This window comes from Anatilimnocola aggregata (assembly GCF_007747655.1).
In the GTDB taxonomy this organism is placed as follows: Bacteria; Planctomycetota; Planctomycetia; order Pirellulales; family Pirellulaceae; genus Anatilimnocola; species Anatilimnocola aggregata.
This window is the reverse complement of record NZ_CP036274.1, coordinates 4,225,710-4,248,921: the sequence shown is the minus strand read 5'-3', so window position 1 is coordinate 4,248,921 and position 23,212 is coordinate 4,225,710. Positions and strand designations below refer to the sequence as shown.

Sequence of the window (23,212 nt, the reverse complement as noted above, 5' to 3'; positions counted from 1 at the left end):
CACCACCTGCTCACTTCCTAGATCTAACGTCGCCGCGAAGGATATTTGAATCAGAGCAGAGTGCAGTAAGCAAGAAAAATAAAAGGGGCCACAATTTGATTTGCAGCGGGGTGGCACGTCTGAACGCTGCTGATTATCGGGTGGCACGGGAGTACTCACCCGTGTTTGCTGGCCATTTTCGTGCGCGGGAATGACGCAGCGAGTGGTGGAGTACATGCCATTCTGAGGTAACGCTGCGCTGCAACTGCAGGTGAATTCGAGCTGATTTCCGTCACTCTTGGCAAGCAACCTTACCGCAGAAGACAGGGAAGAACACGGGTGAGTACTCCCGTGCCACCCGCCGGGGCCGCCGAGGAACCTGTGAATTCCGAAAAACCGTAATGCGGCCCCCGTCTGGTGCAGCGACTTGTTATGTATCCAGCGGATCCGCGAGTTCCCAAACACCATTCACGAAGAACAACAACAAGCATTCATCGGCGGCGAAGACCTCTCGCCCTGGATCAAGCAATGTCACGTCCGCTTCGACCTTGTCTTGCTCAATGTAACCGAACTTGATCTCACAAGGGCTCGAAAGGAGGACGAGATCGTCGAAGCGCCGCGGGCCTCCATTCGAGCGAAACATTGAAACAAGAAAGTAGTTCTCCGCCATCAGCACCAAGTCCACTTCGAATTGCGACTTGAAAGCCGCAATCGCCGTAGCGAACTCTTCTTGCTTGGCTGAGCCGTGCAGACGAACGTAAAGCGCGTGGCCCTCATAGTAGTCAAGGTTGCGGCGCAGCAGGATTTCAGATGCTGAAATCGAACCCACATCGAATAGCAACTGGCAAAGCTGCAGGAACTCCTCCTTGGTTTCCTCGCCGCGACTCAACAGGACTTCGAGTCGCGCGATCTCCTTGGCCGCCGTGGGGTTGGTCTGGGCAAGAGCGACCAAGTCCGTATCTCCGATGTTTGCAGCCGGGAACGCGTACCCGTCGTCGTGGTCCATAGCAGCTGTGCCCTTTGGATGCCTAACACTACAAATCAGCTGCGTGCGGCGGTTGATGAACCATCTTGAGCCGAGTCTTTCCGCACGTCGGCTGGATTTGTTTGTTCGCATGTTTTCTGTGCAGCATCGACGTCCCCGGCGGCGTCGCACGTCTGAACGCTGCTGATTATTGGGTGGCACGGGAGTACTCACCCGTGTTTGCTGGCCATTTTCGTGCGCGGGAATGACGCAGCGAGTGGTGGAGTACATGCCATTCTGAGGTAACACTGCGCTGCAACTGCAGGCGAATTCGAGCTGATTTCCGTCACCCTTGGCAAGCAACCTTACCGCAGAAGACATCGGAGCACACGGGTGGAGTACCACCACGTGCCACCCAACGCCGTGAACCCTTTTTAGGCAGCGGTCGTGAGGTAGCGGGCGCGATGGATTTGGGACTTGGTAGCGAGTAGGAACTCGGGAGAGCCAGCGGGCGGGTCGGGACGTTTTTTGCGAGGATAGTTGCGGCTGGATTTGTTGGCTCGCTCGTAGGTGTCGCGCACTGCTTGAGGGAGTTGGTGGGGGAGCGATTGTTGCCGAGCCAGCGGATGTCGATAGTCGCGCATCAGCCGCCGATACGTGCGCCAGACGCCCGCTAGGCTGAGTTGAGTAGGATCTAGTTGTACGCGCGTCGCTTGGACCTGAGCATCGAGCGCCATGCTCCATAGTCCCAGCAGCGACCACTCCAACTCCAAACGCGCATGCGCGGCATTGGTGCTGCGAAGTTTGCGGCGCTGATACGTTTGCTTCAAGTGGCGAAAGAAGAGTTCCACGCCCCAGCGACGACGGTAAACGTCGAGGACTTGTCCGCGCGATAATTCTTCTTCTCCGACGCTGGTGAGCAAGTAGACCGGATACTTTCCACCAGTGGCCACGACGAGGCGTAACACGAGCGGCGGCTGGCTGCGACGGGCAGCACGATCGGGCCAGAGATACACCGTGCCAACGACTTCGCGGGAGAAGCCCAGCTTGTACAGCAGACGCACATTCGAACCGACTCGCACCAGGAAATGGCGACCACTGTTAACAACGGCGCGCAGACAATCGTAACCCACGAAGCCAGCATCGGCGGTGATCAGGGCATTGCTCGGAAGTTCGTCGAGCATCGCCAACCAATGCTCGCGCTCGCTACTGCCGGTCGGACCGATTCGCCACGACCAAGGCAGTCCTGTGCCGACGTGAAACAGCAGGGTCAACCACATTTGCGGGACGCTTGCCTTGCGCGAGTGAATCGCGGTGCGCGGTTTCTGGCGACGATTGCGTTTGAGTTTTCGTCCCTTACCATCGCGAACCGGAGCATGTGCCGCCTCGTGTGACTTGCTTCGCGGCACGTCGACTCGGCTGCCATCAATGCCGAAGAGGACCAGGCCATGAACTCGCCAAAGGGTGGGAAATGCACGCTGCATCTGCCGTCGAAACGTCACCTGCAATACGCCGACCAGCAGCACCGTCCAACGCAGCAGCAACTTCATGAAGGCTTGCACCGAACTGGCAAACTCCTGTTGCGGCGCAAACAGAAATTGAGCTAATCTGCGGGCAGCAAAGAAGCGGTCCCCCAGCGTGAGTTCATCCGACCAAGCCCAGAGCAACGCCGTGGCCGCCAATTGCCGTGGGCCCCACGTGCAGTCGTCACGAAACCGAATCGCACCCCAGTCCCCCTCGCCGAGCAATCGCTCCAGTGACTGCTTGAGCTGATCCGCTTGGAACTCGGCAACGACAACCTGACTTCGACCTTGCTGACTTCGACTAGGGTCTTGATGCGACATTCCCGAATCCTTTCGGGTGAGCGGTGAACGATCCTTTCGCGGTGAGAAACGAAAGCATCGCCACTAACCTCAATCGCATCAAGACTTTTTCACTCTCGCCAAAAAGGGTTCACGGCGTTGCGTGCCACCCCCCAAAAAACGGGAGGGTGTTCAAATAAGAGTTCCTTAATTGGACAGCAGATAGCGCAACTCTCGGGTTTCCGAGCAATGACTGTTCAATTAAGGGAGTGCTGGTTGAACGTTTAGGCGCGTTTGCACGGTGCTGATCTACGCTCCCCAGTCACGAATGGCCGACGTGCTGACTTTGCTGAGGGGCGTGTAGCGAGGATGGCGCGAGTCCTTGTAAGGATCGTTCCGCCGGGCGTTGTAGCAGCAGATGAGGGACCAGCGGGGGTCGTCGGAGGTGTTAGCGTCGCTGCGGTGGAGCAGGTTGCTATCGAAGAAGATGGCGTCGCCAGGCGCACATTCGCAGTAGACGAGGTCCAACCGTTCGAGGGCGGCATTCACTCGTTCCAGGTCGGCCCCGGTTTGATCGCCGGTCTTGCCGTGGTCGATCCGCCCGAGCAAATGCGAACCGCGCAGCACTTGCAGGCAGCCATTGGCGCGGGTGTGGGCATTGACGGCAATCAGGCAGCTGGCAAGCAGCGGATAGAGGCAGCCGTTGTTGTACCAATAGCCGTAATCCTGATGCCATTCCCAAGCGCCGCCCACGTGCGGCTCTTTGAGCATCATCTTCATGTGATAGAGATAGACCTCGCCTCCGAGGCACTGCTCCAGGCGGTCGACAATTTGCGGCGAGCGGGCAAACATGCCGTACAGGTCTTCGCCAGCCGTGTTCCAGAGGGCCAATTTGGTCTCCATGCCGGTCGAATCTTTGCGCCCATAAAGGGACGCGGCAAAATTCGGGTCGGTGCGGGCATATTCGAGCAAACGGTTGATCTCGACGTCGTCAAACAGCCCGCGGGCGATGAAAAACCCATCTTCCCGGTAGGTAGCAAGCTGGCGGTCGGTGAAAACGGTGGTCTGCAGAGTGTTCATATTGGGCAGCGCTCGGAGCTGGTACTTCGTACTGGCAGATTGCTTCTGCTAAACTGCTTTTATAAGCTAGACAGACCAGTTGGTAAAACTGCTTTGGCCACACGCGTGGTCGGCAGGGGTGCTTTCCTGAGAAAGCCCGTGCGAGAAAATGACTTTCAGGCCCGCAGTAACGCGTAGGAAACGAGCGTCGAAATGCCCCAGGAGCAACAGCCAGTCGCCGACACCACCAGCCCTGCGCAAAAGCGGATCTTGCTGGTGGACGACGATGCCGAAATCATCGACGCCATGCGTTACGCGCTAGAATCGAAGGGGTATCAGATTCTGGTGGCCCGCGACGGCAACCAAGGGCTGGCGATGGCCGAGGTCGAACATCCCGACCTGATCATTCTGGACATGATGATGCCCAAGCGGAGCGGCTTTCTCGTGCTTGAGAAATTGCGGTTGGGTTTGAAGAGCACCGTGAAGGTCATCATGGTGACCGCTAACGAAGGGACTCGTCACCGCGACTATGCCGTCGACCAATTGCAGGTCGATGACTATCTGCGTAAGCCCTTCGCCATGGACAAGCTGATTGACGCTGTGCAGCGGCAAATTGGTTAGGCCGCTGCGAGGAAGCCATCGTCGCCACTAGGGGACGATTTCGCTCTTCTCGAAGATGATGGCGGTGTACAGACCATCGGGCGATGTGAGGGCACCTTTGCAGTCTCCCTTCAGCGTCACGAATTGGCCCGCCCAGAGGGCGGCCAGGGCACAGCGAATTTCTGGCTTGGTCTTGATGTCGTCGACCAGAAAGCGGAACTCGAGGCCGAACTGCAGCGGCAGTTTGCCATCGGGCGTGACGAGCGCCACGAAGGCTTCTTTCTGTTCCAGCTGCTGATTGCCGAACTGGTCAAGCACAATTCGACCGTCCGCATCACGGACGGCTACGGGAACCAGGTCGCGCTTCACGTTGACGAGGCGGCCAGATATTTGCAGCCGTTTCCCTTCAAAGTGATGGTAGGCAAATGCCTGATTGTCGCGATAGGCTCGCGTGAGTTTGAGGGCGGGGAAAATAGTGCCGCGGTAACAAGGATCGCCCTTGCTGACGACGCGATAGCCGATTTCTTCTGGCGAGCCCATTACGTCGCCGTGACCGGGAACGCAGTTGGGGCAGTTGCCGCCGCCCAATTCCGCGGAACAAAGGCAGAGAGCCATTAGCAATGAATTCATCGAACCGAACTCCAAATCGTTGGATTTGCCGAGCGGCGGATTCCTGCCGCCAGCTGCAGTGCTGCAGTGCTGCAGTGCTGCTCTCTCTGTGCTCCATCCGCGCAGCGATACGCTGCAATTCGGTTCGTCCGGACTTGACTCACTTCTTCGATTTTTTTGAGCAGTTGCCGAATATGCCAGCTGGCGGCAAATCTGCCGCCCATTCGGGCGGCCTAAGCGACAAAGTTTCTCACAGTGGCCGGGCAGCGATTACGGGGCACCGGGTGGTGGCGGCGTCGCGCCGGGGAAGTTCTTTTTGAAATCGTCGACCTTCTTTTTGGTCGCTTCTTCGTCGGCCTTTTTCTTTACTTCCGGCGTGAATGACGGCCGGTCAGTAATGTTGACTCGTGGTGCCGGGGTGACGATTTCCAGCTGCAAAGTCTGCGGCGTTCCTTCGCGACTGACGAGATCAATTGGTTGCACATCGATATTGAAGCGCGTCGTACCTGGCGGCAGACCCGTGGGAACTACGCGAGTCGCGCGAAAGGTGCCGTCAGGGGCGAGCATCGTTTCTAAGACCACCGGCTTTATACCTTCTGGGACAACCTTGCCGTCAGGCTCACGACTCATGGTCACTTTCACCGTTTGAATCCCCACGCCTTGGCCGTCCGTCACGCGCCCAAGCACTTCGATCAGGTCGGTGCGGCGCGTGTAGTCGATCTGGATGCGGTTCTTAACCAGCAGCGCCTCCACCTCAAAGAGCGGTGCCTTGCGATCGAAGACTACCGTCTGCACGTGATTGGCAGCATCGCTAGAGAGGTCCAGCTTGCCACCTTTGAGACTGGCCTTCAGACGCGTGCGCGTGTCATCCGGCGGCGAAGCATCGGTCGCAACATCGAGCCCGCGGAAGTCATCGACCGTGGTGTGGAAGGTCAGCCCGCCATCGGTTAGCAAACCTTCGAGTGTGACCTTGATATCGCGATCTTGCAAAAAGCGATACTTGGGCTCAGCTCCCTCATAACCCAGTTCGATCCAACCTCCGTCGGTGAAAAACGAAGAGTGAACGTCCGCTTGCAGGTCGGCGGTCATCTTCTGTCGATTGCCGGGCGTATCGAGGCGAATGCCGGCGATGCTGCGCTCTTCGCGCCGCAAGTACTTCAACACCAAATCGGGCGGCACCGTCTCGGGCACCACGGCAGGCGTGTAGACCGCATCTTGCGATTGAATCAGGAACATTGTCTTGTCGTGCGTCAGCCGGCTGAGATGCAACCCGCTCAGTTGATCGCGTTTGAGATTCCGCGGACTGATGACCTGAATCTTGTTATCGAGTTGCAAGCCGTAGACGAACGCCCGCGGATAGTCGTCGATATTCAGCCGCAGCACCACATCCTGCCGAATGGCCTCGGGAATCTCGGCCTTGAAGGTCGCCGACAAGGTTTGCGGGTTAATGATCGATTCCATGTAATCCGGCTTGCCGAGGCCAGTGCCGGTTCGATCCCAAATCACCTTCAGGGGCTGATCGAGCCGCATTCCAGCCGCGGCATCCGCCGCAAACAACGTCACCTTAAAGCTGAGCATGCCATCGACGAAGCTGATGTCTTTCTCGCGCAGCTCGAATAGTTCGTGCGGAGCATACGGCACCAGGTCGAGCCACTTAATGAACCGCTCGCTCGGTTTTTCGACGTTCGTAATCACACACAGCAGGCCCGTGGTGACATCGACGGGTGGCGGAGTTGCAGCGGGATTGGCCGGATTCACAGGTGCGCCATTCTTTAACTCCAGCGTGACCGGCACCAGGGGCGAATTGGCCGACGGCAGAACGATTGGCGTCTTCTCGGGTGAAGCAGCGACAACCTGCTCAGCAAGAAAGGCAGGCAATGTCTGCATCTTCGCCAACTGAGCATCGAGATCTTGCAATTCAGAAATTAGCGCCCGACCTTCGCCGAACAAATAGGGGCTCCACGGTTGCGGACGGTTCACATCGGGCACGAATGTTTGCCGCGGCACACGAATCAGCTGCACACGGACCTTCTTATCGTCACTGGCATAATTCTGCAGCATCAACTTGAACGAGCTATCTCGATTGGGATACAGCCGCATTACAGAGCCTTGCGAGAGGGACTCTTCAGCGCCGTAGCTGGGCTTGCTTTCGTCGTAGCGATGCGCGGCGATAACCTTGAGATCGACCAGGTTCGGCCGCGGCAACAAGCAAGAGACATCTTGCGACGCGCTCACTTCATGGAACTTGACGCGGGCAGCAAGGTTGACTGCTTCCCCTTGACCGGGACGCTGGCTCTTCAAATGGAAGATATGCGTCCAACGCTTGCTGCTGCCGACATGCACGTTGCTCATCGCGGTCGAAGCATCCGGCCGTTCGCGATCGATCACATCGATGCCGCTCCCCGGTTCCAGAAACAGCTGAACGTTGAGGTTCTCGATGTCGACCTGATCGGTCGACACATCGATCGTCACCTGCACGGGCTGTTCCTTGTCGGTCAATTGCACGGGATTCGGCGTGACGGTGATCTTCACGCTGTCGGGCATTGGCTCCGGTAAGAAAGGCTGCGTCAAAAAGACGGGGAGGCCGCGCAAACGATAAGCATCGCGCCCGTCTACGAGCAACAGCCAGTGATACAAGTCAAGCAGTTGACGGCGAGTAATGCCCTGCGATGAATTGGTCAGCGACCGGTTGCGATCCATGATTCGTGGCGGCAACTGGCTATAGAACTCGCGGAACTCGTAGCCCAGCGCACTGGCCGTCGAATGCGGCTGAGCACCAGTCCCCGTGAGTTCGTTCAAACGTCCGAGACAGTACTTGGCCGAGCCGATGAGCGATTCATCCGGCCGACTGGCAGGACGGTCCTGAGCTGTGAGGAGCTTAATGACTCGCACTTCGCTGCCAACCTGATCGAACAGATGATCCCAAATCAATTCGCCACTGCCGCTGCTGGCAACCGGCCGCAACGAGGTGGCCGGTGAAGCCGGCGGATCAAGCAGCGGCAACACGCGATCTAACAACGTGGCTCGGTCGGCCGCTGCAATTAACGGGGACTCCAGCAGCAGGCCAATCGCCTGCGCGCGACCAGGGAGTGCGACACTGCGGTTCGAAGTCAGTGACTGGCCAAAACGGCTGAGTTTGTTATCGAGTGCCTGGCGTGCCCGCTGAACTTCCGCTGCTTGCGCGAGTAGATCGCGGGCGATATTCGGCCGCATCTGATGATCTTCGCTCTGCCGCTCGAACGAAGCCCGCATTTCCTTGAGTTGAAGTTCGCAGTTTTCTAGCTCGGTGCCGATTGCCAATTTGACGTCGGCGGCACTGAGCATTATCCCTTGCAGACGCACATACTCCGGAAAGCGGTACGCCGTGTCTGCATAAATCTTGAGCGCCCGGTTCGCATCGTGCAGCGAATTCTTCTCCGCAGCCTGGAACGAGAGCCAGGCTTTCGAAGGCCCGACGCTGCCATTGCTCCGCAGCCGATACCACGCGTCCGATAAATCCTGAACGACGCCGGTCCCTTGATTGCTCGGCTCCACTTCCTGCTGCAACAGTCGCTTGAGATAACGCATGCCGTCGATCAACTGCTGCAGGTCGAGCAGCAACTGGCGATTGTCGTTCACGGCCCCCGCGCGACAGCGTTCTTCGTAGGAAATCAAAAAGGCATTCAACTTGCGCCAGTGATGCGGGGCGAAATGCACCGGCGACCAGCCTTGCCGACCAAAGGTCGACTCCCAGTTTTCGAGTTCATCTCGCAACATCCAGGCTTCCGCCAACTGCTGCGTGAACTCGCTCAAGAACGGCGAATGTCGCGGTTTCTCATCGGCGGGACTCGGCGCAGGTGCCGCGGCTGGTGGTGCTGGAGATGGCGCGACCGGTGGCGCTACGACAGGGGGCATTGGCGCGGCAGCTGGAGCGGTCGGATCAGCAGTTGCTTGCGGCGCTTCGCTGGCAGGCTTCGCTGGATCGTCGGCCGGTGACGCTGGCGCATCGCTTGGCTGTTGAAGGGCCAGCGCGAGTTGTCCATTCAAGCCGACGCCTAACGGCAGGCGAAGTTTCGAGCCTGCGGCAGTTTTCTTTTCCGCCGGTTCTTTGGCTTCGGGTGCTGGTTCGCCTTTCCCTTTCTTTGGCGCGGGAATGGTTGGGAAAATGATCGCGGTCCCGGTGGGGTCGGGCAGCTTACCCTGGCTGGCGACTTCCGCCGTCGGCAACATTTGCAACTTCTGCCAGAAACTGAGGTCCGCTTCGTCACTGCGCGCGAGGGCGTAACGATCGCGAATCTGCTCGACCAGTTTCGGCAGCGAAGTCCGCGCCGTTTTCGTATCTTCCGCCCTTAGGCCGCTGAAGAGGGCGGTGCTGAATAGCGTTTGCTGCTGCTGCGGCGCGACGACGGAAAGTTCACCTGTTTCGCCGGGCAGGATCACCCACAGGTTTTTCGCATTCACCGGAAAGGCCTGCGCTACTGCCGAGGGAAACTGATTCACCAGTTGGCCAATCCGCGGATCGTAATTGAAATGCACCGCGTCGATAATCACCAGCTTTTTCACGTCCGCCAGCTTGGCGAGGTTGGCGAACAGTTCGTTTACTGAGATCGAATTGCTTTGCGAAATGTTCGCGAGCCCTTGGAACGAAGTGACCAGAAAGGGCGTCGGCTTGGCTTGGGGATCCTTCCCTTCAATCATCGCGAGGCCGTGGGCGCGAATATAGATAATCAGCGTATCCTGCTTGCGCAGCGATTTATTGCTGGGGCGCAAGGTGCCGTCGGCAGTAACCGTTTCAAAGCGGGGCTGTTCTTCGTCCGACCCGAGTTTACGGCAGAACTCGTCGACAGGACGCAGCCCTTTGAGCTTGGCAAAATGAACCGGCACTTCGGTCGCCTGCGCCCAGTCCTTGAGTGCCTGTTCGTCTCGTTCCAGCATGGGAACGGGTGGGACGGTGCCGAGTTCTTCGCGGTCGGCGGTGACCGAGATCAGCAGCGTCTTGGGAGGAATGTCAAAGGCGTTTATGAGATACCAAATCGCGGCGGCGACCAGTGTGATTGCCAAAAGCGACAACAGCCAGCGCCACATGTGCCGGGCGTTGGCGTCGAACGACGGCCGCTGAGTGCCTTGCCACGAGCGTTTGCCCGCTGCCGAACCTGCCGTGGCTGCCATGACTCCGGTCCTTTGCTTGCCCAATCTCGCTCGAAATCCGTAGCCGCAGGTATACCGCTCTTCCGGTCGATGAGCAAGCGAACCGCGAACATCGCGTGGTCTATGCTAAACTTGCATCTGCCTCGGTTGATGCCGCGCTCGCGTTGAGCCGACGAAGCCCGGTCATTAGAATTCGCTTATCAGACCACTCTGTACGGCGTTTAGGGGACAAAAATGTTTCAACAATCTTGCTATCGAGTGTTCCCACTCGCGGCCCTCAGCCTCGCGCTCGCGATGGCCATTTCAATTGCCCAGGCGGGAAAATACAACAAGACTTTAAGCATTGGCGATGCCGCCCCAGGCTGGACGGACTTGAAAGATCCTTCAGGCAAGACTCACTCGCAGGCTGATCTTAAAGACAAAGACGTCATCATCGTGGCCTTTCTCTGCAATACGTGCGAGTACGCGGTGGCCGTCGAAGATCGGATGAATGCCCTGCACAAGAAACTCGCCGCCAACGGCAAGTGTGCGATTGTTGCCATCAATCCCAACAAGGTCGAAGGGGATTCGCTGGAAAAGATGGCCGAGAAAATCAAGGAAAAGAGCTTTCAGTTTGCCTACGTCCACGATGACGACGCCCAGTCAACCGCCAAGGCCTTTGGGGCCACACGCACGCCCGAGTTCTTCGTCCTGAACAAGGATCGCAAAATCGTCTACATGGGGGCGCTCGACGATAACCCGGACGAAGCCAAGGCCCAGCGTAACTACATCCACGAAGCGGTCGGTGCCGCACTCGCCGGCAAAGCTCCCGAAGTGACTGAGACTGTGCCGATTGGCTGCACGGTGCGCTATCAACGCGACCGCCGGAAGAAGACAGAGTAAGAGTCTATTCTGGTGTGCCAATGGCATTCTGCCAGTGCTGATTGGCAGTTGCGTGGTTGCTTAACAGGGAAAGCAGAGTGCTTGCCTTTTTGCAAAGGGCAGCGTTCAGGTAGAAGGTCGATTGGCCAGCATTCCGCGATCGGCTTACGTATCCGAGCTGGCCAAGCACTGGCAAAATGCCAGAGGCACCCAAATTAGCTCGCACTCACGCCCTTGGCCGCAGCCATTAATTCGCGGAATTGGCGGAATAGATAGCGGCTGTCGTGTGGGCCGGCAGACGACTCGGGGTGGTACTGTACGCTGAAGGCGGGGACTTCTTTGTGTCGCAGGCCGGCGACGGTGTTGTCGTTCAAGTTGCGGTGCGTGATCTCAAGGCACGTCGGCAGCGATTCTTCCTCGACCGCAAAGCCGTGATTTTGCGACGTAATTTCGATCTTGCTGGTATCGAGGTTCTGCACGGGTTGATTCGCGCCGCGATGACCAAACTTGAGCTTAAATGTCTTCGCGCCGCAGGCGAGCCCCAGCAGCTGATGCCCTAAGCAAATACCAAAGACCGGCACTTTGCCCAGTACGCCGCGAATGCAATCCTGCGCGTAGTGCAATGGTTCGGGGTCGCCGGGGCCATTCGACAAGAAGACGCCATCGGGATTTCTTGCCAGCACTTCTTCAGCCGTCGACGTGCCCGGCAGGATGGTGACCTTGCAGCCTTCGTCGGTTAGATGGCGGGCAATGTTCCACTTCATGCCATAGTCGAGCGCGATAACGTGAAACCGTTGATCGTCGAAAGCTGGATTGGGCTCAATGGGCAACTTAGCCCAACTGCTCAGTTTCTCATTCCAATCACGTGGCTGTGTGGGGAGCACTTCGCGAACGAGATCGCGCCCGACGAGACCAGGGCTGGTCTTCGCCTTCTGTACCAGGCTCTCGTCGTTCAAGTCGACACTGCTGATGACGCCCTTCATTGCACCGCGATTGCGCAAGCGGCGGACGAGCGCCCGCGTGTCGATGCCAGCGAGTCCGACGATGTTGTGTTTCTTCAGATAGGAGTCGAGCGATTCTTCTGCGCGAAAATTGCTCGGCTTCTCGGCAAATTCTTTCACGACAAAACCAGCCAGGTGGGGTTTCCCACTTTCCAGATCCTCGCGATTCACACCGTAGTTGCCAATTTCGGTGTAGGTCATCGTCACGATCTGCCCGCGGTAGCTGGGATCGGTCAAAATCTCCTGATAACCGGTCATCGAGGTGTTGAAGCAAACCTCGCCGTCGATCTCGCCGATCGCGCCAAACGCGACGCCAGTGAAAACCGTGCCATCTTCCAAGGCAAGCTTTGCCGGTTGCGACATGCGTGAGTCAACCTTCTCTGAATGTGCTGCGTTGATTCTGCCCGAATGTCTCGCGACAGCCGAGCGGCTTAAAGTCTTGTGAAGCGAAGTCCCGATACGGAATCAATGGCTGTGGGTCTTCGGTCGCTGCGCGAGCAGTGCCCGAACAGCCTCCCGGAAGGGTTTCTGTTGCGGCGAACAGAAGCCCTTCCATTTTTTTTGCGCCGAACGAACTGTGTGCGACTTTGGGTAGCTTCACCACCCGCACAGATTGCCTCAGCGGCAAATCTTCGCACGGATTTTCAGCCAGTTCGGCCAAACTTGGGCGGCGGTAAGAATTTTACCGCTCTGCTGGCATTCAGAGAAGGAGCCAGCGCGATTCGGTGGTGCGAGGCATCAGCACCGAGTAACCGTCGTTCACGTCCAGTCGCAACTACCCCTAAGTGGCAATGGCCGCTTTAGGGACGCCATTCGCTGGTTTTTCGGCCAATGGCGGGCGGGTGTCCCGTTCCAGGCAACGGGCCATCTGCCGCAGCGCCTGCTTCAGGCGATTCTCGTTTTCGACGAGTGCCATCCGGCAATGACCTTCGCCAGCAGCTCCAAAACCCGTACCCGGGCTGAGCGCGACGTTTGCATGCTCGAGCATGTACATCGCGAATTCGACCGAGTTCATCTGGCTCGCCCACGGTTCGGGGTATTTACCCCAAACAAACATGCCAGCTCGCGGCGTGGGAACTTGCCAGCCTTGCTTGCGCAGGCCATCCAGCAGCAAATCGCGACGGGCCTGATACAAGCGCGATTGCGACTCAACGGCTGCATCGGTGTGCCGCAGCGCCACGATCGCGGCAATTTGAATCGCCTGGAACAGGCCGTAGTCGTAATACCCTTTGATAACTCCCAGGGCCTTCACCATTTCCGGATTGCCACAGCAAAAGCCGACTCGCCAGCCGGCCATGTTGTATCCCTTGCTCATGGTGGTGAACTCGACGCCCACCTCCTTCGCACCTGGAGCCGCCAGAAAGCTCGGGGGCTGATAGCCATCGAAGGCGACATCTGCGTAGGCGAAATCGCTGATCACCATAAAGCCATAGCGCTTCGCCAGCTTAACCACTTCGACCCAGAATTCGGGCTCGACCGTGACGCTCGACGGATTGTGAGGATAGTTAAACACCACCAGTTTGGGCACGGGCGATAAATGCTCGCACGTGAAGGCGATATTGGAGAGGAACCGCTCGTGATTGGAAACTTCCAGCGAAATCACGCTAGCGCCGGCCATGGCGACGGCATACTTGTGCGCAGGGAAAAACGGTGCGGGAATAATCACGTTGTCGCCGGGACCAACGGTCGCCAGCAGCATGTGGCTAAAGCCTTCCTTCGAGCCGATCGTCACGCAGACTTCGCTCTCAGGATCCAGCCGCACGCCGAACTTCTTAAAATACTTGGCCGAGACTTCTCGCTTCAAATTGAGAATACCCGTGGCCTTGCTGTAGCCGTGGTTATTCGGGTCGCGCGCAGCCTCGTTCAGCTTGTTGATGACGATGTCTTGCGGCGGTTCGCTGGGGTTGCCCATTCCCAGGTCGATCACATCTTGCCCAGCTTGCCGTTTGGCATCGCGGAGGGCGTTCACCCGTGCCAGCACATACGGCGGCAACTTAACGAGGCGATCGGCCAATTGAATTTTGAAAGGAGTCGATGGAGCAGTCATAGAAAAGTCTCAGCAAGGAGCACTGACGCTTACAAAGTTGCAGGCTTTGTAATGTTTAGAATACTCATCGGGTGTAATCTGCGATATGGGCAATCTGGCGCTCTTTAATCGTTAAAGTCACCTTCGATTGCCAGGGCGCAAATGCGTACGACGAGAGCGACAAACTGACCAACTGGCTCGCACCGAAATAGCATCAGCTCTGCCGAGCAGGTGTTGAACAGGTAAAATCTGTGCAGCTGTCAGCCACCAATTCGCACAGCGACAGGGATCACTCCACGCCATTCCTTGCTATTTCAATCGCCGCACTCGGCTCTCTCACCGCACTTTGAACAGTTCGCGAATAGCGAACGTTCCGCAACTCGTTCGCGTCGCGATCACACCGCAAATGCTTTTTTGTGAACAACTTACAGCATCATTTCGAAATATGCACGCGACCGAAATCCCCTGTTCACAGTCCGGGCTGAACAGTCCCCAACAAGGGGGCTCATCATTGCCAGGTAGGCAATTCATCAGGCACCACCCAGCCATCGAACCCCACCGATTGAATCACAGCCGCGTGACACGTCTGGTCAAACTTCGGTTGAAGAAACGACGCTGTTGACGCAATTTCGCCACACTCCCAAGTACAGCTTTTCGGCTCAAAGGTTCGCGGCGTCGCTTTGTTTCCAGTGCTCAACAGCATCCGCCAGCCCGGCGCGGTAATCGGGAAATTGAAACTGCGGCGCAAGTTCTTTCATCAGTCGACTGTTATTCACGCGCTTATCAGCGGAGCCACGTTTTGCCACGGCTGACTCGCCCGGCGACTGAACAAAATTTGGTGGCGGCGCTTGCAGCAACCGCGCCAGTTCGGCGTAATACTCTCCCCGAATCACCGGATGGCCATCGGCTACCAGCAGCCGAGACGAAGTCGGCCGCTGTTCCGCCAGGAGTACGATCCGCGCGGCATCCATTACATGAATCAAATTCAGATAGCCGCCCGGTGCCGCGTCAATCATTTGCCCCGCGAGCAGATCCTTCGCTCGCGGAATTCGATCGGGACCGTAAATGCCCGCCAGCCGTAGCGCGACACTTTGCGCGGCGAACTTCGACGCTGCCAACCGCTGCTCGGCAGCCAGGCAAGCTTTGCCCCCCTCGCGCAGTGGTTCGCAGGGGGACTCTTCGTCGATCCATTCGCCGGCGAACGAACCGTAGACACCGGTCGAACTGATGTAAATGAAGCGACGAATCGAAGCGGGGAGCCAATCGATCACTCGCGCTAGACCATCAACATACACCTCGTGAATTGAGTGGCCTGCCTTGGCATCGAAGCCGACGGCAAACAGCACCGTATCGATATCGCTGGGAACGTCTGCCGCAATCGGCTGCGTGATGTCTGCCACCAAGGGCACGACGCCATTCCGCGACCATTCTGCGGCTCGTTCTGTTGAGCGCGTCGTGGCATACACCTTCTCCCCCGCAGTTTGCCACAGTTGCAAGACTCGTTTGCCCAGATAACCACAGCCGACAATCAACTTCGCCAAAACAGTCCATCCTTCCCCATTTTGAATCGCTAATTTGAACTCGCGTCCGGTTTACCGCCCATTTGCGACACGAGCGATTGAAACATATTGCCGATCTTCTCCAGCCGTTGAGCGTTCGAATCGCTCACCGCCTGCAGACGTTCGCTCAAGCCGGCCGTCTCCTGACCTAAGTGGTTCATCATTTCCACCAATTTGATCAGCATGTCACTTTGCGTCGCGACCACTTGCTCGAGCGTGGCCACACGCTCTTCCATCGTCCGTTCGGTCACGTGATCGGCTCCTTCAGCTGCGAAAGACTGCAGAAATCTCGGCTGGTTGTTATACTTAGAACTTCCACCCGCTGTTTGAACTGCCGTTTTGAATTCTAAAGTCTCCGAGGCCGCCACGTGGCACTCCGCGTTCGAATTTGGCTCACTAGTGCTGCTTTATTCCTGACAGGCAACCTGCTTTCTTGCTCGCTAGCGCATGCCGAGGAATCTAGTTTTCAAGAAGACATTCGCCCGCTACTGCAAACCCGCTGCGAAAAATGTCACGGAGCCAGTGAAAAGTCCGGCAACGTCAACTTCGCCACCATCACCGACGACAAAACGGCTGCCCGCCAACGCAAACTGTGGCGCAAGGCGATCGCGCAGCTTGAAGCGGGCGATATGCCCCCTGCCGACGCGCCGCAACTGAAGCCCGGCGAGAAGGAACGACTGCTCGCGTGGCTCAAGCGGGCCGTCGACAACGTCGATTGCAACGACCCGGCGAATCGCGACCCCGGACCAGCTGTCGTGCGGCGTTTGACCATGTCTGAATACAACCGCACGATCCGCGACCTGCTGGGCTTCGAGTTCGACGCAGGTGCAGCTGTTGGCATGACCGACGACACAAGTGAGGGGAACAGCTACGGCAATCTGGCTACCGCGCTCGAACTGCCGCCAACTTTGCTCGAAAAGTACTTCGCCGCTGCCGACCAGGCACTCGATCGCCTGTTCGAAACCGAACTCCGTTCATCGGTTTCCGGTCAGATTCGCGACCAGGCTCGCAACAGCCGCGAGCAACTCTTTTCGCTCAAGCCCGGCGATTGGCGCGCTGCCGATTATGTCGTCGCGCCGCCGGCTGGCATGGAACCGCGCACAGCGGCTCGCGCGCTCATTACTGGTTTGACTCGCCGCGCTTATCGCGGTCAGTCAACGCCCACCGATGTCGATCGCTTGCTGATTCTGTTCGACCGCGCCAGCGCTCAGCAGAAGAGCTACGGCGACTCCATCCGCATCATGCTCAAGGCGATTCTCGTCTCGCCGAAGTTTCTGTTTCGAATCGAGCAGGATATTGCAAACGCCAAGCCCGGCGAAATCGTGCCGGTGACCGATCATCAGTTGGCTGCGAGATTGTCGTATTTCCTTTGGTCGAGCATGCCGGACGACGAACTGCTTGATTTAGCAGATCGCGGCCGTTTAACCGCCGCCGGTCCTTCGACCGAACCGATCAAGTTCAGCGGCAAACCGATTTCCGCCCCCGGTTCCGAATCGCATCAAGGCAACAATCGAGACAAAGTCTTTGACAACGACCTGCTCACTCAACTCGATGGCCCCAGTGCCAACAGCTATTGGGTTGGCCTCGACTTGGGCAAACCACAACCTATTCAACGATTGCGTTTTGCCGGGCGCGTCGCCCACGAACAGCGCCTGGTAGGGGGCAAGTTTCAAGCTTCTAGCACAGCTGATTTCAGCGACGACGTGGTTGAACTGCTCACCGTCGATAAGGCTCCTGCGCGCGGGTGGACGAGTCACGACGTGCCGGAAATCGTCGAGCGGCGTTATGTCCGATATGTGCCGCCGAAGAATTCGTTCGGCAACATTGCCGAGTTCGAAGTTCGCGGCCGCGGAACGGGCACGGTGCTCGAACAGCAAGTGCAGCGACTCCTCAGCGATCGTCGCGCGCGGGCCCTCACCGATAACTTTGCGGTGCATTGGCTGCAGATTCACAAGTTACCCGTCGCGCGTCCGAGCACCGAGTTCTTTCCAGAGTTCAATGCCAACGTGCGACAAGCGATGTTCGCAGAGACGACGCTTTTCTTCGATTCGCTCCGCCGCGAGGACCGCAGCGTGCTGGATTTGCTTGCTGCCGATTACACGTTCGCCAACGATGAACTGGCGAAGTACTACGGCCTGCCTGCGGTCACAGGCAAAGAAATGCAACGCGTCACGCTGCAACCCGGCGATCATCGTGGCGGACTGCTTGGTATGGGAAGCATCCTCGCACTGACCTCACACACTTCCCGAACCAGCCCAACGATGCGCGGCAAATGGATTCTCGAAGTGATCTTCGGTACGCCGCCCCCACCGCCGCCGGCTAACGTGAGTCAGATCAAAGAAGAGACCGGCAAAAACAAGAAGGAAGCGGAGACGTTCCGCGAAAAGCTCGCACAACATGCCCAAGATGCTTCGTGCGCAGCGTGCCATCGCAAAATGGATCCCCTCGGCTTCGCGCTCGATAATTTCAACGCGGTCGGTCGCTGGCGCGATTCGCTGGGCGATCAGCCGCTCGATGTTTCGGGCGAATTGCCCACCGGCGAGAAGCTCAACGGCGTGGCCGATTTGAAGCAGATCATCCTCGCGCGCAAGGACGAATTCGCCCGCAATTTGAGCGAGCAAATGTTAACGTATGCCCTCGGTCGCGAACTGGAAGACTGCGACGATTGCCCCGTGCGCGAAATTGCCGGGCAATTAAAGGTGGACGACTATCGTTTTTCTTCTCTCGTCACCCAGATCGTGAAGAGTTATCCTTTCCAATACCGCCGCACGAACTTAAGCCAATAGAGCCACGCGTCGTACCAACCAAGCTTGTCCTATGAAATCTCCCCAGCCGCTATCCCGCCGCACCATGCTCCGCTCTGCCGGGGCCCTGTTGTCGCTGCCTTTTTTCGAGTCGCTGTTTCCAGCGCGTGTTGCCGCGGGCAAAGAGATTGCCAAACCGCCCGTGCGACTCGGCATTTTCAGCGTGACCGGAGGCACGGTTTTGGAATCGTGGAAGCCGGCCGAAGCGGGACCACTGGCCAAGTTGCCGTCGATTCTGCGGCCGCTCGAGTTTGCCAAAGACAACATCACGGTTGTTTCGGGGTTGTCTCACTCGGGACGTTCCGAAAACCTGAATGCTCACGAGCACTGCGCGCTGCTGCATCTGACGGGCGCGACCTCGGTGAAGAAGGAAGGGGGCAAGTTTTTCGCCGGCATCTCGGTCGATCAGGCCGCGGCTCAGGCAATCGGCAAAGAGACGTTACTTCCATCGTTGGAGATCGGCTTAAACGGCGGCGAAAAGAATTACTCCTTCCGCTCGCGCGATTCGGTCGTTCCTTACGAAGGCAACCCCCGGCTGATCTTCGATCGCATGTTTCGGGGCCGCCAGCCGGTCGCGCCGAACTGGCAACGTCGCGCGGCCGCCGGAGCCACAGCCAACAGCGAACCGCCGACGAACGATTCTCTCGACCGCGGCGTGCTCGATTTGGTCCTGAGCCAGGCGAATGATCTGCGGCGCGGGCTGGGCAAAGGCGATCAACAGAAGCTGGATCAGTATTTGGAATCGGTCCGCTCGGTTGAAAAACGAATCGCTTTCACCGAAGCGCGCCAGCGGCAAGATTTGCTCGACCTGGCCACTCCCGGCTCATCCAAGCTCACGCTTCCCGAGGCGTTGCCCAAACTGGGCACGCCGATTTGGGAAATTACTCGCCCCACCGATCAGGACCCGGCCCGTCATGCCGACTATATTCGCCTGATGGCCGACATGCTTGTTCTCGCGTTTCAAACCGATACGACGCGCGTCGTCAGCGTGGCGGTCGGTAACGACGACTGCATGTTCCCCGGCGTGGTCACCGTCGGTTACGAGCGGCACTGTCATACGCTGGAACATCAAGGCAATGCTTCCCGGCCGACGGATGCCGACCCCATCGCCCGCGAAGCCTGTCGCCAGATTCATGCCTGGTACACGCAGCTGTTCGCGGAAACCGTCGCCAAGCTGCAAGCCATCGATGAAGGTGGCAGCTCGCTGCTCGATAACAGCCTGCTTCTGTACATATCGTACATGGCCGATGGCGGACATGGTCGCAATGACTACCCTGTCGTCCTAGCCGGCAAAGCAGGTGGCTTGATGAAGGGGGGACGGCATTTGGCGTACGAGAAGGCCCCGATGTCAAACCTTTACTTGGAGATGCTGAACCTGTTCGGCATTCCCACCGAGGAGTTTGGCGATAGTCATACGTCGCGGTTTGCTGGCGATCTCAACGGTCGGCTGCCTGGGCTTGTGTAAGAGTTAAACCACAGAGGCACAGACAGCGCAGAGAATTCTCCGCTCCGTCCCCTCTGCGCCTCAGCGGATTCCTTCACTCCCTCAAAGCCTCATGCCACTCTCTCCCCTCTTCGTCGCCGTCGGTCACCGCGGATTGCGGATGACTTCCACCGATGGCAAAACCTGGTCCAACGCCCAAACCGGCAAAGAGGGTGAGGTCTATCGCGCGGTCAGTTTTGGCAACGGTCGCTTCGCTGCAGTGGGCACCTTCGGCGGCGCGAACATTTATGCCTCGACTGCCGACGGCACAACCTGGCAAACAGGCACCCGCGATGCCAAATACGTCAGCTACCTGCGCGGGCTCGGTTTTGGCCAAGACAAATTCCTTGGGCTGGGTGGCGATCCGGGCTCCGTGGGAGATTCGAAGCCATTTGTGATGACCTCCGCTGATGGGCAAACGTGGAGCGACGTCACGCCGATTGCCGGCCGCAACATGCTGCGCCGCGTTTGTTATGGCAACGAGCGGTTTGTCGCCGTGGGGGATCGCGGGCGGCGGGCAGCTTCGAAAGATGGCAAGGAATGGATCGACACCGAGAAGGTGAAGGCCATCGATACGCTCATTGATGTCACCTTCGGCAACGGGCTGTTCGTTGGAGTTGGCTTGCACGGCCTGCGGATGAGTAGCGCAGACGGCGTGACTTGGTCCGAGCGACTAACGGGCGAAGAAGGAGAGCACATTAACAGCGTACTCTGGACCGGCGAGAGGTTTGTCGCGGTCGGCCAGGGGGCCACGTATCACTCAACTGACGGGCTGAAGTGGGATCGCCAGCCCAATACGAATGCCCCGCTGATTGCTGTTTTCGGCGAAAAGCAATTCGTCGGTTCCAATTGGCGCGGCCGGTTGCTCCACTCGACCGATGCCATCACTTGGACCGACGTCTTCCAGGCTGAACATCATGTCGAAGCGCTCGCCTTCGGTCACCTCGACGTGAAGACCCCGTAGTGTGGGCTTTAGCCCACATTCGATAACGCTCGCTGGCTCGTTTCTCGCAGGCAAGTTCACGTGGGCTAAAGCCCACGCTATTGAATACTCCGGCGCAGCTTAACCAAACGTTGCGCCAAGTTCACGAATGTAATCGAGCGCTTCGTCCAACTCCGGTGCTTGAGCACCTGGCTGTCTCCCCGCACGATCGCACTGCGCTAGCGTCAGCAGATCGTCGTAGTCTTCCGATTCCTTCAGCCGCCGATGCGCTCGCGCGCCGAGTGTGCCATCCAGCGCTTGCTGCGCGAGCATGTGATGCTCGATGAGCCAACGCGTCCGCTGCGTGATGAAGCCATCGAGCGCTTCGAGTCCGGCTACCACATGATTATGTGGATCGATCGCCTTCCCCACATCGTGCAGCAGCGCGGCGAGCAGCAATTCTTCGTCATACGGCCGCTCGTCGCGCATGTGATCGAACACCTGCAAGCTGTGATAGAGAGCTTCGCCCTCCGGATGATATTTCAAGTTCTGCTTCACGTTCTCCAGCGGCAGCAGCAAGCTTTGAAAGACCTGAAACCGATCGGGACGATCGGCAGCTGACTGCACAGCCTCGTTTACGTCGAGCTCCGGATACTCGCGCTCTAAGAACTGCTCGAGTTCCGCGATGCTGGTCCGCTCGATGGCTTGCCCAGTGATCGAACTCTTGAAAACGAAGTGCGCTTTGTCGGCCGGATAAAGCGTGAGTTCGAACGGAAAGCGATCCTGCACATGAATGTGCGTGAAGATCCGCTCTTCGTCGTGCTTGCGGACGCGTTTCCGCTCCAGGTCGTAGATGAGGCCTTGTTCATCCAATACGTGCGACACCGCTTCGATGCTATCGCTGAATAAATGCAGGTCGATATCGGACCCCGCGCGAATATGCCCCGTGAGCACGCTGCCAATCAAGCGCGGGCGAAACCGCGCGAGCAGCCGCATCATCCGCAGCGCTTCGATCCGCATCTCGCGCAGGTTATCGGTGCGGCGATCGCCCTCGTGCAAGCGGGCCAGCGCTTGAACTTCGTCGCGAATTTCGGCATTACTGGGCAAATCGGCGGGTTTAACCCAGCCTTGGCAAAGACGGTGAGCGGCCTTCTGCTTGGCGCGGAAATATTCCGATTCTTCCCGCGAGTACATGAGGCGAGCCGCTTCGAAGGTGATTTGCCTTCGCAGCTTCGAGCGTTGCATGATGAGGAGCCGCATTTCGGACGGCTCTGGTGGAGGCTGCAGCAGCACTTAGTAAAGTACGGCCATTGTAACGTAGACGTAATTGTAGACGCGAATCGCGGCAGAAAGGTTCGTTGGCATACCAGAATAAGCGAAATAAGTGTTTGATGCACATCCTGTTATTCCGTGAGTCCGCCGCGAGACTTTGGAACGACATGCTCAATATGGAAAGTCGCGCCTTGCAACTGCTGGTGCATCCGTCAGTACTCGCAGCGATCTGCCGCGCGCCATTGAACCAATTTTTCCAACTCCGACTGCGAAGTCATTGCGGCTTGCGGCCGAGAAGCTGAAGGGCTTCCGCTCTCACCAAAGACAGACTTTCGCTCAACTCCGCGAGTGCTGCAAGTTCAGCGACTTCTGTTGGGGTCAATTGTCCCTCGGTATTCCGGTCCATTAATCTTTGCAGGTGCTGGTCCGCCGCAGGCGGCAAACACAATTGGCCGATCGACTCGATCCAAGCTGTCGGTGCGGGAATAAACGGGTTCATTGGCAGAATTCTTTCCAGAATCCATCGAAACACATTGTCTCACGAGTTATAGGTTCTCGACGACTTGCGGGCCACCAACAAAAAAACTCCCATCGCGATCGGCCGGGCCGCGACGGGAGTTCAGTAAGCTTCTATTTAGCAAGCGGTTTGCTTGCCTCGACCAATGATTGATCGGCCAACGGTCACTTAGACCATCGACTTCAGGCCCTTCAGAGGGCGAACCTTGACCGACTTGCGAGCTGGCTTCGCAGGAACATCGCCGACCACGCCGGTGAACCGGTTGAGCACGTTCTTTTGAGCGGGCTTGGCGGGAATATCCTTACGATTGATCTTGGCCAGGCCTGGGATCTGAAACACGCCCGAACCCTTCTTGCCCAGAGCCTTGCCAATCTCGGCCGTCAACGCATCGAACACCGAGCTGACCTGCTTCTTGGTCAAACCCGTCGCCGTAGCGATGTTGGCGTAGACTTCTGACTTGCTGGCGGGCTTCGCCGCGGGGGCTTTCTTTGCCATCTGCTACCGACCTCCCTGGGAGACATTCCGTTGCGAAATGCCTCGATGAAACGAGTAAATAGTTTGTCCGTCCGTAAGGCGGAATTGCGGCGAAATTAGATAGTTTGCCCACGAAAATGCAACTGGGCAGAG

The 23,212-nt window shown here is 57.9% G+C and carries 16 protein-coding genes; 5 read left to right on the top strand and 11 right to left on the bottom strand.

What is annotated here, in order from left to right:
- Window positions 1-409: 409 nt before the first annotated feature.
- From ETAA8_RS16100 to ETAA8_RS16090, 3 genes are all read right to left on the bottom strand, one after another.
- Complete coding sequence (locus tag ETAA8_RS16100; RefSeq protein WP_145090239.1) at window positions 410-1,324, bottom strand: hypothetical protein; 915 nt, start codon at window positions 1,322-1,324, stop codon at window positions 410-412.
- Between the two features lie 53 nt (window positions 1,325-1,377).
- Window positions 1,378-2,787 carry a transposase gene (locus ETAA8_RS16095; protein ID WP_145090236.1) on the bottom strand — a complete coding sequence of 470 codons (1,410 nt, stop codon included), beginning with the start codon at window positions 2,785-2,787 and terminating at the stop codon, window positions 1,378-1,380.
- Between the two features lie 267 nt (window positions 2,788-3,054).
- Window positions 3,055-3,825: a phytanoyl-CoA dioxygenase family protein gene (locus ETAA8_RS16090; protein ID WP_145090233.1), complete on the bottom strand. Its 771-nt coding sequence runs from the start codon at window positions 3,823-3,825 to the stop codon at window positions 3,055-3,057.
- A gap of 192 nt (window positions 3,826-4,017) precedes the next feature.
- On the opposite strand from ETAA8_RS16090, the gene ETAA8_RS16085 reads away from it, so the two are divergent.
- Window positions 4,018-4,425: a response regulator transcription factor gene (locus tag ETAA8_RS16085; protein ID WP_145090230.1), complete on the top strand. Its 408-nt coding sequence runs from the start codon at window positions 4,018-4,020 to the stop codon at window positions 4,423-4,425.
- 27 nt (window positions 4,426-4,452) lie between these two features.
- Here the strand turns inward: ETAA8_RS16085 and ETAA8_RS16080 are convergent, their stop codons facing one another.
- On the bottom strand, window positions 4,453-5,034 hold the full coding sequence (locus tag ETAA8_RS16080) for a hypothetical protein (protein WP_145090226.1): 582 nt from the start codon (window positions 5,032-5,034) through the stop codon (window positions 4,453-4,455).
- Window positions 5,035-5,283: 249 nt separating this feature from the next.
- Window positions 5,284-10,161 (bottom strand): hypothetical protein, encoded by a 4,878-nt coding sequence (locus ETAA8_RS34690; protein WP_202921869.1) that lies wholly within the window; start codon window positions 10,159-10,161, stop codon window positions 5,284-5,286.
- Between the two features lie 213 nt (window positions 10,162-10,374).
- On the opposite strand from ETAA8_RS34690, the gene ETAA8_RS16070 reads away from it, so the two are divergent.
- Complete coding sequence (locus ETAA8_RS16070; protein ID WP_238397782.1) at window positions 10,375-11,022, top strand: thioredoxin family protein; 648 nt, start codon at window positions 10,375-10,377, stop codon at window positions 11,020-11,022.
- Window positions 11,023-11,216: 194 nt separating this feature from the next.
- Here the strand turns inward: ETAA8_RS16070 and carA are convergent, their stop codons facing one another.
- The 4 genes from carA to ETAA8_RS16050 all read right to left on the bottom strand — a co-directional run bounded on the left by carA (window position 11,217) and on the right by ETAA8_RS16050 (window position 15,838).
- A complete protein-coding gene (gene carA, locus ETAA8_RS16065) occupies window positions 11,217-12,365 on the bottom strand; it encodes a glutamine-hydrolyzing carbamoyl-phosphate synthase small subunit (RefSeq protein WP_145090223.1) in 1,149 nt (382 codons plus the stop codon).
- A 418-nt stretch (window positions 12,366-12,783) separates the two neighbouring features.
- The gene (locus ETAA8_RS16060; RefSeq protein ID WP_145090220.1) at window positions 12,784-14,049 is read right to left on the bottom strand and encodes an aminotransferase class I/II-fold pyridoxal phosphate-dependent enzyme; all 1,266 of its coding nucleotides are present in this window, start codon (window positions 14,047-14,049) and stop codon (window positions 12,784-12,786) included.
- Between the two features lie 638 nt (window positions 14,050-14,687).
- On the bottom strand, window positions 14,688-15,569 hold the full coding sequence (locus tag ETAA8_RS16055) for an SDR family oxidoreductase (RefSeq protein ID WP_202921868.1): 882 nt from the start codon (window positions 15,567-15,569) through the stop codon (window positions 14,688-14,690).
- A 29-nt stretch (window positions 15,570-15,598) separates the two neighbouring features.
- Complete coding sequence (locus ETAA8_RS16050) at window positions 15,599-15,838, bottom strand: hypothetical protein (RefSeq protein ID WP_145090215.1); 240 nt, start codon at window positions 15,836-15,838, stop codon at window positions 15,599-15,601.
- A 117-nt stretch (window positions 15,839-15,955) separates the two neighbouring features.
- Between ETAA8_RS16050 and ETAA8_RS16045 the strand changes: the two genes are divergently transcribed.
- From ETAA8_RS16045 to ETAA8_RS16035, 3 genes are all read left to right on the top strand, one after another.
- A complete protein-coding gene (locus ETAA8_RS16045) occupies window positions 15,956-18,373 on the top strand; it encodes a DUF1592 domain-containing protein (RefSeq protein ID WP_145090212.1) in 2,418 nt (805 codons plus the stop codon).
- 31 nt (window positions 18,374-18,404) lie between these two features.
- The gene (locus tag ETAA8_RS16040; RefSeq protein ID WP_145090209.1) at window positions 18,405-19,856 is read left to right on the top strand and encodes a DUF1552 domain-containing protein; all 1,452 of its coding nucleotides are present in this window, start codon (window positions 18,405-18,407) and stop codon (window positions 19,854-19,856) included.
- Between the two features lie 91 nt (window positions 19,857-19,947).
- A complete protein-coding gene (locus ETAA8_RS16035; protein WP_145090206.1) occupies window positions 19,948-20,838 on the top strand; it encodes a WD40/YVTN/BNR-like repeat-containing protein in 891 nt (296 codons plus the stop codon).
- 99 nt (window positions 20,839-20,937) lie between these two features.
- Here the strand turns inward: ETAA8_RS16035 and ETAA8_RS16030 are convergent, their stop codons facing one another.
- Together ETAA8_RS16030 and ETAA8_RS16025 are read right to left on the bottom strand one after the other, a co-directional pair.
- A complete protein-coding gene (locus ETAA8_RS16030) occupies window positions 20,938-22,056 on the bottom strand; it encodes an HD domain-containing protein (protein ID WP_238397781.1) in 1,119 nt (372 codons plus the stop codon).
- Window positions 22,057-22,753: 697 nt separating this feature from the next.
- The gene (locus tag ETAA8_RS16025) at window positions 22,754-23,080 is read right to left on the bottom strand and encodes an HU family DNA-binding protein (RefSeq protein ID WP_145090203.1); all 327 of its coding nucleotides are present in this window, start codon (window positions 23,078-23,080) and stop codon (window positions 22,754-22,756) included.
- Window positions 23,081-23,212 lie beyond the last annotated feature (132 nt).